Annotated in this window: 11 protein-coding genes; 7 read left to right on the top strand and 4 right to left on the bottom strand. The window is 68.5% G+C overall.

Annotated elements, in window-relative coordinates; all coding sequences use genetic code 11:
• Nucleotides 1-11 precede the first annotated feature (11 nt).
• Both RQP53_RS12250 and RQP53_RS12245 read left to right on the top strand, forming a co-directional pair.
• Nucleotides 12-2513, top strand: coding sequence for an ATP-binding protein (locus RQP53_RS12250; RefSeq protein WP_315650587.1), 2502 nt, complete (start codon nucleotides 12-14; stop codon nucleotides 2511-2513).
• Between the two features lie 38 nt (nucleotides 2514-2551).
• Nucleotides 2552-3052: a TlpA family protein disulfide reductase gene (locus RQP53_RS12245; RefSeq protein ID WP_315650586.1), complete on the top strand. Its 501-nt coding sequence runs from the start codon at nucleotides 2552-2554 to the stop codon at nucleotides 3050-3052.
• Here RQP53_RS12245 and RQP53_RS12240 read toward each other — a convergent pair.
• Both RQP53_RS12240 and RQP53_RS12235 read right to left on the bottom strand, forming a co-directional pair.
• Nucleotides 3049-5451 (bottom strand): alpha/beta hydrolase family protein, encoded by a 2403-nt coding sequence (locus RQP53_RS12240; RefSeq protein ID WP_315650585.1) that lies wholly within the window; start codon nucleotides 5449-5451, stop codon nucleotides 3049-3051. The genes RQP53_RS12245 and RQP53_RS12240 overlap by 4 nt on opposite strands.
• A 10-nt stretch (nucleotides 5452-5461) precedes the next feature.
• Nucleotides 5462-6445 (bottom strand): AEC family transporter, encoded by a 984-nt coding sequence (locus RQP53_RS12235; protein ID WP_315650584.1) that lies wholly within the window; start codon nucleotides 6443-6445, stop codon nucleotides 5462-5464.
• 159 nt (nucleotides 6446-6604) lie between these two features.
• On the opposite strand from RQP53_RS12235, the gene RQP53_RS12230 reads away from it, so the two are divergent.
• A complete protein-coding gene (locus tag RQP53_RS12230; protein ID WP_315650583.1) occupies nucleotides 6605-7855 on the top strand; it encodes a serine/threonine-protein kinase in 1251 nt (416 codons plus the stop codon).
• On the opposite strand, the gene RQP53_RS12225 is transcribed toward RQP53_RS12230, so the two are convergent.
• Nucleotides 7839-8606, bottom strand: a complete 768-nt coding sequence (locus tag RQP53_RS12225; RefSeq protein ID WP_315650582.1) for a substrate-binding periplasmic protein — start codon at nucleotides 8604-8606, stop codon at nucleotides 7839-7841. The genes RQP53_RS12230 and RQP53_RS12225 overlap by 17 nt on opposite strands.
• A gap of 138 nt (nucleotides 8607-8744) precedes the next feature.
• Between RQP53_RS12225 and RQP53_RS12220 the strand changes: the two genes are divergently transcribed.
• From RQP53_RS12220 to RQP53_RS12205, 4 genes are all read left to right on the top strand, one after another.
• Nucleotides 8745-11273, top strand: coding sequence for a hypothetical protein (locus tag RQP53_RS12220; RefSeq protein ID WP_315650581.1), 2529 nt, complete (start codon nucleotides 8745-8747; stop codon nucleotides 11271-11273).
• Between the two features lie 47 nt (nucleotides 11274-11320).
• A complete protein-coding gene (locus RQP53_RS12215; protein WP_315650580.1) occupies nucleotides 11321-13384 on the top strand; it encodes an ATP-dependent helicase in 2064 nt (687 codons plus the stop codon).
• 57 nt (nucleotides 13385-13441) lie between these two features.
• Entirely contained in the window at nucleotides 13442-13834 is a 393-nt protein-coding gene (locus RQP53_RS12210) for a YbaN family protein (protein WP_315650579.1), read from the top strand.
• A gap of 87 nt (nucleotides 13835-13921) precedes the next feature.
• Nucleotides 13922-15355: a hypothetical protein gene (locus RQP53_RS12205; protein ID WP_315650578.1), complete on the top strand. Its 1434-nt coding sequence runs from the start codon at nucleotides 13922-13924 to the stop codon at nucleotides 15353-15355.
• Here RQP53_RS12205 and RQP53_RS12200 read toward each other — a convergent pair.
• Nucleotides 15349-16308 (bottom strand): LysR substrate-binding domain-containing protein, encoded by a 960-nt coding sequence (locus RQP53_RS12200; RefSeq protein ID WP_315650577.1) that lies wholly within the window; start codon nucleotides 16306-16308, stop codon nucleotides 15349-15351. The two genes, RQP53_RS12205 and RQP53_RS12200, sit on opposite strands and share 7 nt — an antisense overlap.
• Between the last annotated feature and the right edge of the window lie 13 nt (nucleotides 16309-16321).

Raw genomic sequence — 16321 nt, 5'->3', positions numbered from 1 at the left:
GGGGGCAGGCCATGGCTGACAAGCTCGACGCTGCCAGTCGTCAGGCCCGGATGCTGATCTGGGCCGCCGGCCTGGTGCTGACGCTGGCCAGCTGGGCGGCGCTGCTGGCCCTTGCGCTCTACGACCGTGCCGATACGCTGAAAGACGGGCATACCCGCGGCAGCCTGGTGGCCCGCGTGCTGGCCGAGCACACGACGCGGCTGGTCGATACCGCGGCGCTGGCGCTCAGCACCGTCGGTGACGTGCTGGTCCAGCGCTCTGCCAACGAGCCCGAGCGGCTGCAGAGCATGCTGGGCGAGGTGTTGATCGGCATGCCCTTTCTGCGCAGCGTGGCCGTGCTGGATGAGACGGGCACGGTGCTGTACAGCTCGGCGCCGCAAGAGCGTGGGCTGCGGCTGGACATGGCCGCATTGGGGCGTTTGCCTGAGGCTGGCCGCGATACCTTGCTGAACTATCGTCCCGGGCGTGGCCTGGCAGCGCTGCGAGCCGGTGGCGCGGCCGTGGCGCCGCGCGGTGTCGGTGTGCTGCCGCTGCTGCGCCAGGTGCGCCTGCCCGACGGCAGCCGGCGCCTGCTGCTGGCTTTGATCAATCCGGATGCGCTGGCCAATTTTCAGCAGATTGTGCTGGGCGATCCGGGCAGTGCGGCGGCGGTGGCCAGCTATGGCGGCCAGCTGATCGCCGCGACCGCCGACATCAGCACCGAGCCGGGCGCGTCCGTGGCCCGGCATCCGGTGTTTGCCAGCTGGTTGGCCCGTCGTGAGCATGAGCAGTTTGAGGGCGCTGGGCTGCGCCCCGGTGTTCAGCTGGTGGCCTATCGCACCTCGGCGACGCGGCCGCTGGTGGTGATGGTCGAGCAGTCGCGCGAGGTGCTGCTGCAGTCCTGGCGCGCCAGCCTGGTCTGGTATGTCTTGCTGGGTATGGCCGTCAGCCTGCTCAGCGGCTTGCTGTGCCTGGGGGCGGCGCGCAGCCTGCGGGCACGCAGTGCGGCGCGCGCCGCGCTGGACCTGGCGCACCAGGATGTGGCGGCCCGCGAGCGTGAACTCAGCGTGCTGATGAAGAGCGTGCAGGAGCTGATCTTCCGCACCGATGAGCAGGGCCTGCTGAGCTTTGTCAACGCGCGCTGGATGGCGTTCAGCCGCCTGCCGGCGGCGCAGATACTGGGCACGGCACTTGCTGATCTGGTCGAGCCCGAACACCGTGACAGCGTGCGCGCCTTGTTTGCGCCCGAGGCAGGCGGCTTGCGCCACGCGGCGGCGGCCATGCGGGCGCAAGACGGCAGCCTGCGCCGCTTCGAGTTCGCCGTGGTGCCGCTGCATGGCCAGGGTCGGCTGCTTGGTTTTGCGGGCAGCGCCGTCGACGTGACGGCGCGCTGCGATGCCCAGCGCCGACTGCAGCACCAGCTCGAGTTCAGCGCGCTGCTGCAGGAGATGAGCCCGCTGCCGGTATCGATGTTCGATCTGCAGGGCCGCTACCAAATGGTCAACCAGGCCTGGGAGAGTTTCACCGGCAAGCGCCGGGCTGAGGTGCTGGGCACCCGGGTAGGCGCCTTTCTGTCGCCAGCCGACAAGGCCCTGCACGAAACGCGGGATGCCGAACTGCTGCAGCGTGGCGGGCGGGTGCGCTACGAGGCGCGGGTGCCCGACAGCCATGGCCAGTACCGCGACATGATGATCAGCAAGGTGCTGGTGCCCGACGAGCATGGCGGCATCTCCGGCATTCTGTGCACGCTGATGGATGTCAGCGAGTTTCGTGAGGCCGAGCGCGCCACCCGCGAGGCGCGGGATGCAGCCGAGGCGGCCTCGCTGGCCAAGAGCGAGTTCATTGCCAACATCAGCCACGAGCTGCGCACGCCCTTGCAGACCATCATCGGCTTCTCCGAGCTGGGGCAGATGCGCGGCCGCGAACAGCCCAAGCTGTTGGGCATGTTCAATGACATCCATGCGGCCGGCCAGCGCATGCTGGCGCTGGTCAACGACCTGCTCGACGTCGCCAAGATCGAGAGCACGGTCGGCACCTTCCATCTGGAACGCTGCGATCTGCGCGACTTGATGCGTGAGCTCGAGCACGAACTGCAGCCGCTGCTGTCGCGCCGGCGCTTGCAGCTGCAGCTCGCTGCGGGAGAGGTCCCGTTGAGCGCCCGGGTCGACCCGCAGCGCATCCAGCAGGTGTTGCGCAATCTGCTCGCCAACGCGATCAAGTTCTCGCCCGAAGGTGGGCGCATCGTGCTGGCCGGCGAGTTCAGCAGCGAGAGCGAAATTCACCTCAGCGTGGCCGATCAAGGACCGGGCATTCCGCCCGACGAGGTCGACCAGATCTTCGAGGCCTTTGTGCAATCCAGCCAGACCAAGGACGGCTCCGGCGGCACCGGACTGGGCCTGGCGATCTGCCGCAAGATCGTCGACGTGCATGGTGGGCGCATTGCTGCGGCCAACCGGCCCGAAGGCGGCGCGCTGTTCCACCTCTGGCTGCCGGCCAAGGGCTGGGGCGACACCCTCCCAATGGGGGACGAGTGAGCCGCGTTGAGGCGCCTCTGCCGCTCTATCATGGATGGATGAAAAGCATTACCTTCCGTCGCACGCTGCTGGCTCTGCTGGCGCCCCTGTTTCTAACTGCCACGCCACTGCAGGCCCAGGTGCCGGCCGCGGGCTTGCCTGCGCAGGCGGTCAAGCTGTCGGGTGAGCGCTTCAACGCCGATCAGCTCAAGGGCAAGGTGACGATGGTGTTCTACTGGGCCACCAGCTGCGCCGTCTGCCGCGACAGCCTGCCCGAGCTGCGCGCCAATCTGCGGGGCTGGCGTGACAAGCCCTTTGCGCTGCTGACGGTCAATGTCGACAAGCAGGCCGCCGAGTGGAAGGACTATGAGACCATCGTCGCCGCCACGCAAAAGGCCACGCCGCCGGGGCTGATCTCGGTGCGCCAGGAAGGTGCTGTGCCCTTCAGCGGCCGACTGCCGGTGACCCTGCTGCTCGACGCCAAGGGCAAGGTCGTCGCCCGCTACGAGGGTCGTATCGCACCTGAGGCCTGGGACGGCATCGCCGACCTGCTGCCCTAGGGCCCGGCGTGCGGATCGCCGAGGTGGGCCTTCAGCCATTGGCTCATCTCCCACTGCACATGGCCTGCCGATTCGCGCGCCGTGTAGCCATGGGCCTCGTTCGGTAGCAGCACATAGCGCACCGTGCCGCCGAGACCGGCGATGGCCTGGTAGAGACGCTCGCTCTGGAACGCTTGGGTGCCGGCATTGTTGTCGGCCTCGCCGTGGATCAGCAGCAGCGCTTCCTTGATCTGGTGCGCATAGAGCAGCGGTGACAGGCGCAGATAGACATCGCGCGCCTCCCACAGCGAACGCCGCTCGCTCTGGAAGCCAAACGGCGTCAGGGTGCGGTTGTAGGCGCCGCTGCGGGCGACGCCGGCCTTGAACAGATCGGTGTGGGCGAGCAGATTGACGGCCATGAAGGCGCCATAGCTGTGGCCGCCGACGGCCATGCGCTTCGGGTCGCTGACGCCCAGATCCTCGGCCTTGTCGATGATGGCGCGGGCGTTCATCGTGATCTGCTCGATGAAACCGTCGTTGAGCGTCTTCAGGTCGCCGACGATGGGCATGGTCGCGTCATAGAGCACCACAAAGCCCTCCTGCAGCAGCAGCAACGGGCTGATGCCGCTGAAGGCGTTGTAGCGATTGATGGAGCCGCTGACCTGGCCCGCGATCGCCGCATCGCTGTATTCCAGCGGATAGGCCCAGACCAAAGTCGGGCGGCGTTCGCCTTCCTTGTAGTCGGGCGGCAGATACATCCAGAACGACATCTCGACGCCATCGGCACGCTTGAAATTGACCAGCTCGCGGCGGACCTTGCGCAGCTGCGGCTGGTTGTCGCGCAGCTTGGTAAGCGGCGTCAAGACCTGACCCTCGCGCAGCACCAGGTTCGGCGGCTCGCTGGCGCTTTCGCGCAGCGTCAGCAGCCGCCGGCCGTCGTCGAGCAGCGCTTGCGGCATCTCGTAGTGCGTTTCGCTGGACTGGAACAGGCGTTGCACGCTCAGATCCTTCAGCGACCAGCGATCGAGGAAGGGCCGGTCACCGCGCGCCGAGGCGCCCACGCCGGCCATCAGCAGCTCGGCCCCGCCCTGGCTTTGCACCACCTGGGCGCCGTTGGCCAGGGTGCGCATCAGCGGATTGCCGGGATGGCGGTAGCGCTCGCGCAGGCTGTGCTCGAACAGTGGCTTGCTCTGGCTGCCCCGCAGCGGCAGCAGATAGGTGCGCGTCCAGGCGCGCTGGCGGTCGATCTCGCTGAGCAAGGCATGCTGGCCATCATCGAGAAAGCGCAGCCGCGCGAAGCGGTGCGGCATGCGCTGCACCTCCATCGGCTCGCCGGTATAGGGCGGGTCCAGCCGCATCACCCGGTCGCGAAAGGCGACGCGGGTATTGGGATTGCCGCCATCCAGCGCCTCGATCCAGTAAACCGCCGCATCCTTGAACGGCGAGGCGTAGAACACACGCGGCCCCGCCAGCACGCCATCGATGGCCACGCCGCTGCGCATGGGCATCCGCGTCAGCTCGCGCAGCAGCCGCCCGTCGCGGTGGCGCAGCTCGACGACGGTGGGGAAATCATCCCAGGGCAGGGTGTAGCTGAAGGGGCGCAGCACTCGCTCGGTCAGCAGGTACTGGCCCTCGCCGACGCTGCTGACACTGCTGAACAGCGCCGGCGCACCCAGCTCGCGGCTGGCCCCGCTGGCGATGTCGACCCAGGCCAGCTGCGAACGCGCGTGGTATTCGAACAGCGCCTCGTCCAGCGGCGTCTTCAGCAGATCGGGATGGGTGCGCTCGGGTGAGGCGCGGCCGATGCTTTCCTGCACCACCGGCGCCAGCGCCAAGCGCTGCTGCGGTGCCGCGCCGCGTCGCTCGGGCAGCACGGTGACGATCAGCTCGCGTGGGTTCAGCCAGGCCTGCTCGTCCTGCACCAGCACCTCGTTGAGCTTGATGCCCGGGATCGCGCGTAGGCGCGCCGTGGCGACCTCGCCGACCCACAGCTCGGTGCCCTGCTCGGTGCGCCGATGCAGCACAAAACGTTGGCCATCGGGCGCCCAGGCGAAGTCATGGAACAAGCCGCCGGCCGGCAGCTCGACGTTGCGTTCCGGCGCCTCGGCATTGAGCAGGCTGCGCAGGCGGAGCTTCTGCACGCCCTGCACGCCGGTCGGCCCGCTGCTGGCGACATCGAAGCGGGTGCCGGCCAGGCGCAGCGTTGGTCGTGCCAATTCTTCGGCGCTGCTGAAACGGCGCAGCTCCAGCAGGGCGACTGTCTGCTTGTCAGGCGCGATCAGCAGGCGCGGCTGCGCCGGGGTGTCGAGCAGCTCGCGTACCGCCGGCGCAGGCTGCTGATAGCTGTTGACCGGCTGGGCCAGCAGGGGCGCGCTGTGGAGCAGGCCGCACAGGGGCAGGAGGAGCAGAAGCTGGCGCATGGCTAGTGGTTCAGGGCGAAAGCAGGGCGGGCGACTGGCGCAGATAGGCGGCCAGCGTGCTGAAACTGAAAAACGCGAGCACGGTCGAAGCCAGGATGATGCGGGCAATGCGGCCATTGTCGGCGCCATGGCGTTCGGCCAGCAGCGAGACATTGCTGGCACTGGGCAGGGCGGCCGCCAGCACCAGCACGCCGAGCTGGAAGCCGCTCAGCGGCGAGCCCAGCTGCTGCGCCAAGAGGCCAATGCCCAGCACCAGCGCCGGATGCAGCAGCAGCTTGATCAGCGCCACCGGCAGATAGCGTTGCCAGGGCGTGCGGCTGTGCGCATGCTGGCCGGCGCGCCACAGCACGGCGCCAATGGTGAACAGTGCCACCGGGGTGGCTGCATCACCGAGCATCTTGATCACGGTGTCCAGGGCGGCAGGCGGGCGCAGGCCGCTCCAGGAGGCGCCGGCGCCCAGCGCGATCGACCAGGGCAGCGGGTTGGACAGGGCAGCGCGAAGCGCCTGCGTGGCCGCTTGGCGTCGTGCTGCGCCGGCGCCGGCGGCGCTGGTGACGCTCGCCAGGGCCAGACACAGCGAGCTGGTGAAGAAGAGGTCGGCCAGGATGGTGCAGATCACCGGGCCGGCGGCGGCGGCCCCGAGCAGGGCCACCAGCAGCGGCACGCCCATGAAGCCGGTGTTCGGAAATGCGGCCACCAGTGCGCCGAAGGCGGCGTCCTTCAGCGAGACGAAGGGGCTGCGTGTCAACAGCACCGTCAGGCTCACCAGCAGCAGCGCGGCCAGCAGGTAGACGCCCAGCACCGCCGGGTTCAGCAGCTGCCACACCGGCGTGTTCATGCCGAAGCGAAACAGCATGCAGGGCAGGGCGAAGAACAGCACAAAGCCGTTCAGGCCCGGAATCGCCGCCTCGGCCAGCAGCCCGCGCTGGGCGGCCAGATAGCCGCACAGCACGAGGGTAAAGAAGGGCAGCGTGACGGCAAAGATGGCTGACATGGGCTGGCAGTATCGCAAGCCCGGCTTGCCCGGGACTGAACGCTGGATGAACGCAGCATGAAGGGGGTTCGTTACGCCTTGCAAAACGAGATGACTTGCGATCCTCGGTCTGATCGGGGCGCAGGGGCTAACATCCGCAGGTTTTGCAAGCGCGCCCCAATGACCGAACCCGATCTGCCTCCACCCCACCTGCAGCCGCCCGCGCTGGATGTCAGCGTTGAACCGCTGGCGGCCGGCGAGCGCCTGGGCGTGTGGCGCATCGTGGCACCGTTGCAGGCGGTCGCCTCGGGGCATTGGTATCGCGCCGAGCATGCGTTGGCCAGCGACGAACAGGCCGCCGTGCTGGTCTACGAACTGCCCGACGATGCCACCACGGTGCTGCTGCGTTTTGCCGATGACCATCCGGGTCTGGCCCAGCTGCAGCATCCCGATATTGCGCTGGCACTGGACAGCGGCCTGACACCCCGGGGGCAGCCCTATGTGGTGATGCAGTGGCTGGACGGCCAACCGCTGCTGCCGGCGGCGATGCAGCTGCCGCTGCGCAAACGCTTGCAGCTGGTGTTGCAGCTGTGCGAGTTGCTGCAGGCGGTGCATGAGCACGGCCAGGTGCTGCGCGAGTTGGATCCCGGCATGCTCTGGCTTGGCCCGCAGCAGCAGATGCGCCTGATGGCCCAGGGCCTGGCACCGATGCTGCCCGATGGCGACGCCGCCGAGCATGGCTTCAGTCTGGCGGCCCAGGCCTTGATCAGCCCCGAGCTGCGCGAAGGCCAGCACGCCCATCTGGCCAGCGAGGCCTATGCGGTGGGCATGTTGATGTGCCTGTTGGTCAATGGCCGCATGCCGGGCATGGACGCGGCGATTGCCGCGCACATCGGCGCGCCGGTGCAGTCGCTGGCGGCCTGGGTCTCGCTGCGTTCCAGCGAGCGGCTCAGCCTGGATGCGATGCTGCAAAAAGCCACCGCGCCGGACATGCTGGACCGCCATGTCTCGGTGCAGGTGCTGGCCGACGATATCGTCGCCTGGCTGGCCGGCGACACCCGGGTGTTGCCACCCACGCCCGAGCCCGTTCTGCAAGGCCTGAACCCGCCCCCGCCGCCCCCGCCGTTGCCGGTGGCCAAGGAGAGCAAGCAGGGCTTCTATCTGGCGCTGGCCATGGCCGTGCTGGGCCTGCTGGCGATGATGGCCTGGCTGGTCGCGCAACTGCTGCGCGTGCCCGAGGGCGAGCCTGTGCAGAGCGTCACGCCCCCGGTGGCGGCCTCGGCCGCACCGCCAGCGCTCACGCCCCCGCCACCGGCCAGTCCTGGCGCCAAGCCCAGTCGCGCGGCGCAGGCGGCACCGCGCGCAGCCTCGGCGCCCCGGCCCGCCCCGGCGCCAGCGGCCAGTGGCGCCGGACTCAGTCCGGAATCCTGACCTGCCAGCGCTGCGCCAGCTCGCGCAGCAAGGTGCCGCTGCCGAGGCGGCGCAGGCCGGCGTCGAACTGCTGGCGCAGCGCTTCGCCATGCGCCGTGCGCGGAAAGGCGAAATGACCTTGCAACAGGCCCAGCGGCTGGGCGCAAGGCTCGAGCTGGGTGCTCAGCCCGAGCGACTGCAAGACCGGCCGGGTGTTGCGTTCATTGCTGGCCAGCAGTTGGATGCGCCCCAAGGCCAGCATCTTGGCGCCCACGTCGAGATCGCGGACCACGGTCGGTTTCAGGCGCGCGCGGGCCTGCTCGAAGGCCTCGCCATAGGCCCAGCCCTGCACCTGGGCCACGCTGCCCGGCTGCAACTCCTCCAAGCGGCCCTGCCATTGGCCGCAGCGGCCGCGCCGGGCGTAGAAGATCAGCTCATCCTCGTAGAAGGCTTGCTGGCTGAACAAGAAGCGCTGCTCGCGTTCCGGTGTGCGGTAGGGGCCGACCAGCACATCGGCCTCGCCACGCTCGACCATCAGCTGCGCACGCGCCCAGGGCAGCAGCTCATAGCGCAAATGCAGCTGCTGGCTGGCCGCCAGCTGTTCCAGCAATTCGATTGCCATGCCCTCGATGCGACCGTTGGCACCGGCCATGAACAGCTGCGGGAAGCTGGTGCCCACCACCAGCAAGTCGGTGGCCGCCATGCTTGCGCCGACGTGCAGCAGCAAGGCCAGCAGGCAATGTCCTCGTCGGGCACGAAAGCTGGTGACCATGCCTGTCCCTGATGTGGCGGTTGCGGGGCACCCTCGAGGGGTTTGCAGCGACTGGCCCAGCATACGTGAAGCATGAACAAGGCCACAATGCGGGCGAGGCGTTCGCCTCGGCCCGCCGTCTCCTTGCCGCATCACTCCATGACTTCTGCATCGTCCGGCCCGCTGTCGCGCGGGATTTCTGCGCTGATGGCCTTCATCTGCTTCGCCGCGGCGCTCGCGCTGGCCGGCCATTACCCGCTGGGTCGCGTGGCTGCCGTCCTGGGCGTGCTGCTCGGCGCGGGCTTGGGCTGGCGGTTCTGGTCGCTGTGGCCGCTGCTCTGCCTGGGCTTGCTGCCGTTGATCGGCTTCGCCCCCTGGAGTGGCTGGATCACCTTTGAGGAGATGGACCTGCTGGTGCTGGCCACGGCGGCCGGCGCCTATGCACGTGCTGCACAGCGGGCGGAACCGCCGCGGGTGCCGGTGTGGCGCCGGGTGCTGCGCGCCAGCGGCAGCGGCAAGCTGTTCATGCTGATCCTGGCGCTGGCGCTGCTGCTGGCCTTGTGGCGGGGCCTGCAGGACGCCGGCGGCTGGCAGTTCGGCTGGTACCAGGGCTATCACGAGGCGATGAACAGCGTGCGCCTGGCCAAGCCCCTGCTGTGGGCCCTGCTGCTGCTGCCGCTCTGGATACGCGGCAGCGATGCCGAGCCGCAGGCCTTGAACCACGGTCTGCGCGGCGCGATGTGGGCGGCGCTGGCCGGGGCCAGCCTGGCGGCCGTGTGGGAGCGGGTGGCCTTTCCGGGCTTCATCAATTTCTCCAGCGACTACCGCACCACCGGCCTGTTCTGGGAGATGCATATCGGCGGCGCGGCGCTGGACGGTTGCCTGGCGCTGACGCTGCCGTTTGCACTGCTGGCCCTGCTGGACGAGCGCCGCCCGCGCCCATTCGCCGCGCTGCTGCTGCTCAACGCGCTGGGCGTCTATGCCGCCATCACCAGCTTTTCGCGCGGCGTGTTCCTGGCCGTGCCGGTCTCACTGGCGCTGGGCCTGGCCTTGCGGGCCTGGCAGCAGCGTGCCGCCAGACGGCCGGCCGCCGCCTTGCTGAAGACGACGACGGCGGCGGCCGTGCCCGATGGCGTGCCGCTGAACCTGCCGCTGCTGCTGTCGCTGGCCGGCTTTGCGATCTTTGCGGTGCAGCTGTTTCCAATTGGCGGCTACCGCGGCATGCTGGGCCTGCTGCTGTGCATGCCGCTGCTGTTCAGCCTGCCCGCCGATCTGCGCCAGGGCACGCCGGCCCAGCGCCTGATCGCCTTCGCGCTTGGTGCGCTTGGCGGCCTGGCGCTGCTGGCGCTGAGCTGGCCCCTGGCGCTGTGGTTGCCCAAGGGGGGCTATCTGCTCTTCAGCCTCGCGCTGGCGGTGGCCTGGGCGCTGCGCCTGCAGCGCCAGCGTTTGGGCGAAGCCTTGCAGGCCTTTGCCGGTGCGCTGGAGGCCATGGCCTGGTGCTGGGCGGTTGGTGGCGTGGCCATCGTTTGTGGCTACTGGGCCGGCCCGTTGATGCTGGCCAAGGCGGCCTGGCCCCTGCTCGGCGCGGCGCTGTTGTGGCCGCTGGCCCTGCTGCTGCCGGCGCCGCCGGCATCCCGCAGGCCTGTTTCAGATGACGGCCACCAGCAGCCGGCGTGGCGGCGCCAGGTGCTGGGCCTGGCGGCATTGGTGCTGATGGGCGGGCTGCTCGGCGTGATGGCCGGTGGCGACTACCTGGGCAGCCGGGTGGCCAGCGCCAGCGTCGATCTGGAGGGCCGCAAGTCGCACTGGCGCGATGGCCTGGGCATGCTGGACAGCCGCGAGGACTGGCTGCTGGGCAAGGGCCTGGGCCGCTTCACCGCCACGCATTTCTTCTCCGGCCCGCCGACCTGGCACACCGGCGACTACCGCTTCAAGCAGGACGACAGCGGCCGCCACTTCCTGGCGCTGTCTGGCGGCAAGCACATGCTGGGCTGGGGCGAGCTGTTCCGCGTCAGCCAGCGGATTGACGAGGCCCATGGCCTGGTCAGTCTCAGCGGTCGTGCGCGCGCCGCCGCCGATCTGCAGCTCAGTGCCGAGGTCTGCCCCAAGCATCTGCTGTATGCGGCCGGCTGCCTGGTCAAGCCGGTCAAGCTCAAGGGCGGTGGGCAATGGCAGGACTTCAAGATCGAGCTGGGCCGCGCCCAGGGTCTGCGAGGCGACTGGTACGCGCCGCGGCTGCAGATGTTCTCGATCAGCGTCGACACGCCGGGCGCCGAGGTCGATATCGCCGAGCTCAGCCTGAAGGACGACAGCGGCCGCCAGCTGCTGGCCAACGGCGACTTCGCCGAGCAGGGCGCACACTGGTTCTCGTCCAGCGACCGCTATCACCTGCCCTGGCATGCCAAGAACATGGCCCTGCATCAGCTGATCGAACAGGGCCTGCTCGGCCTGCTGCTGCTGGGCCTGCTCAGCGTCGTCGGGATGGCGCGGCTGACCCTTGGCGCGGCGCGCGCTCATCCGCTGGCGCCGGCGCTGGCCGCGGCGCTGCTGGGCTTCCATCTGGTCGGTCTGTTCGACAGCCTGCTCGATGTGCCCCGTGTCGCCTTCATGTTCTATGCGGCCAGCCTGCTGGCGCTGACGCTGCGGGCGCCGGCCGGCGTCGAGCCACCGGCAGGGCGGCGTTTATGATGCGCGACCGCCGCGCTGCCCCAGCGGCCCGCCCTCTCTGACCCGCGATGTCTGCCGATCCCGCCGCCACCCTGAACCCCGCCCAGCTGGAGGCGGTTCATCATCTGCATGGCCCCTGCCTGGTGATTGCCGGCGCGGGCTCGGGCAAGACGCGGGTGATCACGACCAAGATCGCCCGCTTGCTGCAGGCCGGCTACCAGGCCAAGCACATCGCGGCCATCACCTTCACCAACAAGGCCGCGCAGGAAATGCGCGAGCGGGCCAAGGCCATGGTCGGCGCGCGCGCGGCCAAGGATCTGGCGATCTCGACCTTTCACTCGCTGGGCGTGCGCCTCTTGCGCGCCGAGGGCACACGGGTCGGCCTGAAGGAGCAGTTCTCGATTCTCGACAGCGACGACGTGCTGGGCGTGCTGCGCGACGCCGGCGGCACAACGGACGCCAACCAGGCGCGTTCCTGGCAGTGGACGATCTCGCTGTGGAAGAACATGGGCCTGAATGCCGAACAGGCGATGCGCGCGGCCAAGGACGACAACGAGCGCGTCGCCGCCGTCGTGATGGGCCGCTATCAGGAACGGCTGGCGGCCTATCAGGCGGTCGATTTCGACGACCTGATCAGCCTGCCGCTGAAGCTGCTGACCGAAGACGCCGAGGCGCGCGGCAAATGGCAGGACCAACTGCGCTATGTGCTGGTCGACGAATACCAGGACACCAATGCGGTGCAGTACGAGCTGCTCAAGCAATTGGTGGGCGAGCGCGCCATGTTCACCGCCGTGGGCGACGATGACCAGAGCATCTACGGCTGGCGCGGCGCGACGATCGAAAACCTGAAGCGCCTGCCGGTTGATTTCCCGCAGCTCAAGGTGATTCCGCTGGAGCAGAACTACCGCTCCACCGGCGCCATCCTGCGTGCCGCCAACAACGTCATCGCGACCAACCCCAAGCTGTTCCAGAAAAAGCTGTGGAGCGAGTATGGCGACGGCGAGCCGGTTGCCCTGGTCGAGGCCGACGGCGAGGAGCACGAGGCCGAGCGCGCCGTGGCCCGCATCCAGGCAATCCGCGCCAATGCCGGCGCGGTGAAGTTCTCCGATTTCGCCATCCTCTACCGTGCCAACCACCAGGCGCGGATCTTCGAGCAGGCGCTGCGCCGCGCCGAGATTCCCTACAAGGTCAGCGGCGGCCAGAGCTTCTTCGACAAGAGCGAGATCAAGGATCTCTGCGCCTGGCTGCGCCTGCTGGTCAATCAGGACGATGATCCCGCTTTCCTGCGCGCCATCACCACGCCCAAGCGCGGCATCGGCCACCAGACCTTGGGCTCGCTGAGCCAGTTTGCCGGCAAGTGGAAGATCAGCATGTACGAGGCGCTGTTCTCCGATTCGCTGATCACCGTGCTGAGCAAAAAGGCCATCGGCTCGCTGCACGAGTTCGGCCGCTACATCAACGACTTCGAATACCGCGCCCGCAACACCGCCGGTGCCGAGGAAGCCAAGGCGCTGATGCTGGAATGGCTGAAGGACATCGGCTACGAGCAGCACCTCTACGACAACGAAGAGAACGAGAAGGCCGCCGCGGCGCGCTGGAACAATGTGCTGGACTTCATCGACTGGGTGGCCAAGCGCTGCGGTGGCCAGATCAGCCAGGAAGGCGGCGCCACCTTCGAGGAGCCCAAGCAGACGGTGCTGCAGGTGGCGCAGACCATCAGCGTTATTTTGTCGCTGGCCGAGCGCGGCGACGAGCAAGACCAGGTCGTGCTGACCACGCTGCACGCCTCCAAGGGTCTGGAGTGGCCGCATGTCTTCCTGGCCGGCGTCAATGAAGGCCTCTTGCCCTTCAAGGCCGACGACGAGGAAATGACGCCGCAGCGCCTCGAAGAAGAACGCCGGCTGATGTATGTGGGCATCACCCGCGCCCGCACCACGCTGGCCGTCAGCACGCTGCGCCGGCGCAAGAAGGCCCGCGAAATGGTTATGGGCATTCCCAGCCGCTTCATCGCCGAGATGAAGCTGAACGAGGGCGGCACGCGTGAAGATCCGCGCGAGAAGCTCAAGAAGCTGCGCGAGGCCTTCGCGGCGAAGGGGGCGGCCTCGGCGGCGGCGCAGGCGGAGAAGCCTTGAGCCGGCGCGGTAGCGGCTCAGCCCCGTGGCGGTGCTTGCCCGTGCGATGATTTGGCGATGACCGATGCGCCGCTGACAAGCCGCCAGGGCAAGCTCTGGCAACGCCTGCTCTGGGTACTGGCCGGCCTGCTGAGCCTGCTGCTGGGCGTCGTGGGCATCTTCCTGCCGCTATTGCCGACGACGCCATTCGTACTGCTTGCGGCCGTGTGCTTTGCGCGCGGTAGCGCGCGTTGCGAGGCCTGGCTGCTCGGTCACCCGAGGTTCGGTCCGATGGTGCGCAACTGGCGTGACCACCGTGCCATCCCGCTGCGTGCCAAGCAGCTGGCCTGGGCGATGATGACGTTCGGCTCCGCCCTGGCCGCCTATCGCCTGCCGCTGGCCTGGTGCTGGCTGCCGGCGGCCTGCTGCGCTTGCGTCGCGGCCTGGATGTGGCGGCTGCCGACGCGCTGAACCCGCGCAGTGCCGCCGGCGCGCCCGGCAGGGAGCCTGCTAGAGTCGGGGCGGGCGTTGTCGCTCGCTCTTCCTGGCTGCTCGCGCATGGACTCCTGCCAGCGTTTCCCAATCGGCGCCAGCAAACTTCTCGCTGCTTGCGCGCGCTGGCGTCGCCGGCTCTGGCTGGCCCTGCTGCTGCTGGCCCCGTCGGTACAGGCGACCGAGCGGCTGCCCTTGTATACCTACTATGTCGACCCGCCGTTTGATGCCGTTTCGGCCGGCAATCTGACGGTCGGCCTGGCCGAGTGGCTGAGCCAGCGCTCCGCGGGGCGCTATCTGTTCATTGCGACCCCCATCCAGCGTCAGGAGCTTGAGCGGATGCTGGCCAAGCCGGCATGGCATGGCGTGCTGGCCTGGGCCAATCCGCATTGGCTGGGCGCGGACAAGGAGCGTGGCACCCGTTGGACGGCAGCGTTCATGCAGGACGCCGACCTGGTTGTCTCCCGTGCAACCGATCCGGCGGACTATCTGGATGGTGGCTTGTCACTGGCCGGGCGTACCGTCTGCAGTCTGCCCGGACACCGCCTGCCGGACCTGGAATGGCTGATCGCGGCGGGCAAGGTGCGCCGCGTCGATGCGCCCAGCGAACTGGCCTGCCTGCAGCTGCTGCACGAGGGCGGCACCGATGTCGCACTGCTGCAGGCGGCGACCCTGAATCATTTCAAGCGGCGCCAGCCAAGTCTGGTGCAGGGCCTGCTGGTCGCGGCCCGGCCGCGGCTGACCTTTGCCCGTCAGCTTGGCACCGCGCGTGAAAGCGGCGCTCTGCATCGCTATCTGGAGAGCGTGTTGCCCAGCCTTGCCGAGGACGCCACTTGGAGCGGTTTGCTGCCCCGCCCACCGCGGCAGCTGCGCCTAGTGTCAATGGTGCCGAGTGAACGCAGCGACGCGGCGCTGCTGCGCAAGCTGTTCGATCAGCTGTTCGAGCGTGCGGGGCTGAGCTACTCGCTGGCCTGGCGCCCTGCCGAGCGAGCGATGATGGAATTCCGCGCCGGCGATTTTGATGGCGATATGGGACGGCTGAGCGTGTTCGCGCAGAGCTATCCGGGAGCGCTGCGCGTCGACCCGGCCTACGCGCAGACCACCATCATGCTGCTGACCCCGAGCAACAGCCCGCCGGGCCGAACGCTGGAAAGCTTCAAATCGCTGCGTCTGGGTGTGCCCAATGGCTATCGTGAACTCGATGGCTTGAGTCGTGACTTCAGCCGGCGGCTCCTGGTGCTCAATCCGCTGACCTGCGCCCGGATGGTGGCGCGGCGTCATCTGGACGCCTGCCTGGTGGCGACCGATGTGACCGGGCGCTGGATTGGCGAGAAGGAGCTGGTGGGCCAGCTGCAGGCGGAGATCGTCGAACGACGTGATGTCTACCTGTGGCTGGCGCCCGGGCTGGAAGCCGAAGCTAGCGCATTGGGGCGGGCGATGAGCGAGATGAAGCGCAGCGGTGAGCTGCAGGCTTTGCTGTTCGGATCAACGATTCATTGATGCGGCGTTCGGCCGCTGCTGCGCTCCGGGCGCCTGCCGCCGGTCCCGAGCACCGCCGTGCACAGATCGATGAAATGCGCGGCGACGGCCGAGGGCTGGGCGGCGGCAATCAGGTGCAGCTCGATGCGTGCGGCGGCTTCGCGCAAGGGCACGAAGCGCAGGTGGCCATGGGCCTGACCGGCCACCGTCTGCGGCACGATGGCCAGACCGACGCCGGCGGCGACCAGGCCGAGCAGCGCGCCCATCTCGCTGCTTTGCATCACCACCTGGGCCTCGACCCCGGCTGAATGGAACAGCTGGTTCAGCAGCTCGTTGAGGGCCGTGCCACGTTGGCGATCAAAGGCGACGAAAGGCTGTCCGGCCAGCTCGGCGACGCGCACCGAGCGTCTGGCGGCCAACGCATGGCCGACCGGCAGCGCCAGCAGCAGGGGCTCCTGCGAGATCAGCAGGCGTTGCAGTCCGCTGGCCTGTATAGGCAAGGTGCCGCGCACGAAGGCCAGGTCCAGTCGGCCGGCCAGTACCGAGTCGACATGGGCGCGGGTCACGCCCTCGCGAAGCTGGACATCGACAGCGGGATAACGAGATTTATACGCGGCCAACGCGTCCAGTGCCTGACTGGAATAAAGCGCCGAGCCCGAATAGCCAAGCCTCAGCTCGCCGGCCTCGCCGCTGGCGACGCGGCGCGTGGCTTGCACCGCTGTGCCAAGACCTTGCAGCAGCTGTCGGGCATGACTCAGCAACTCGAGCCCGGCCGGCGTCAGCGTTACCGAGCGGCGATCGCGCAGCAGCAGCTGGCAGCCGAGCAGGCGTTCGAGTTTGATGATCTGCTGACTCAGCGGCGGCTGCGACAGATGCAGACGCTGTGCCGCCCGGCCGAAATGCAGCTCCTCGGCAACGGCAACGAAGCAGCTGAGGCTTTTCAGATCGGGCAGGCGTGTGGCGATCGTCGTCATTCGAAAATCATCT

The sequence above is a fragment of the Roseateles aquae genome (assembly GCF_032337115.1).
Lineage (GTDB): Bacteria > Pseudomonadota > Gammaproteobacteria > Burkholderiales > Burkholderiaceae_C > Roseateles_C > Roseateles_C aquae.
This window is presented reverse-complemented; position numbering and strand designations above follow the sequence as displayed.

Bases quoted from the DNA above. Each gene is read 5' to 3' on its own strand.
- RQP53_RS12250 (WP_315650587.1), top strand. From the start codon at position 12: ATGGCTGACAAGCTCGACGCTGCCAGTCGTCAGGCCCGGATGCTGATC.
- RQP53_RS12245 (WP_315650586.1), top strand. From the start codon at position 2,552: ATGAAAAGCATTACCTTCCGTCGCACGCTGCTGGCTCTGCTGGCGCCC.
- RQP53_RS12240 (WP_315650585.1), bottom strand. From the start codon at position 5,451: ATGCGCCAGCTTCTGCTCCTCCTGCCCCTGTGCGGCCTGCTCCACAGC.
- RQP53_RS12235 (WP_315650584.1), bottom strand. From the start codon at position 6,445: ATGTCAGCCATCTTTGCCGTCACGCTGCCCTTCTTTACCCTCGTGCTG.
- RQP53_RS12230 (WP_315650583.1), top strand. From the start codon at position 6,605: ATGACCGAACCCGATCTGCCTCCACCCCACCTGCAGCCGCCCGCGCTG.
- RQP53_RS12225 (WP_315650582.1), bottom strand. From the start codon at position 8,606: ATGGTCACCAGCTTTCGTGCCCGACGAGGACATTGCCTGCTGGCCTTG.
- RQP53_RS12220 (WP_315650581.1), top strand. From the start codon at position 8,745: ATGACTTCTGCATCGTCCGGCCCGCTGTCGCGCGGGATTTCTGCGCTG.
- RQP53_RS12215 (WP_315650580.1), top strand. From the start codon at position 11,321: ATGTCTGCCGATCCCGCCGCCACCCTGAACCCCGCCCAGCTGGAGGCG.
- RQP53_RS12210 (WP_315650579.1), top strand. From the start codon at position 13,442: ATGACCGATGCGCCGCTGACAAGCCGCCAGGGCAAGCTCTGGCAACGC.
- RQP53_RS12205 (WP_315650578.1), top strand. From the start codon at position 13,922: ATGGACTCCTGCCAGCGTTTCCCAATCGGCGCCAGCAAACTTCTCGCT.
- RQP53_RS12200 (WP_315650577.1), bottom strand. From the start codon at position 16,308: ATGACGACGATCGCCACACGCCTGCCCGATCTGAAAAGCCTCAGCTGC.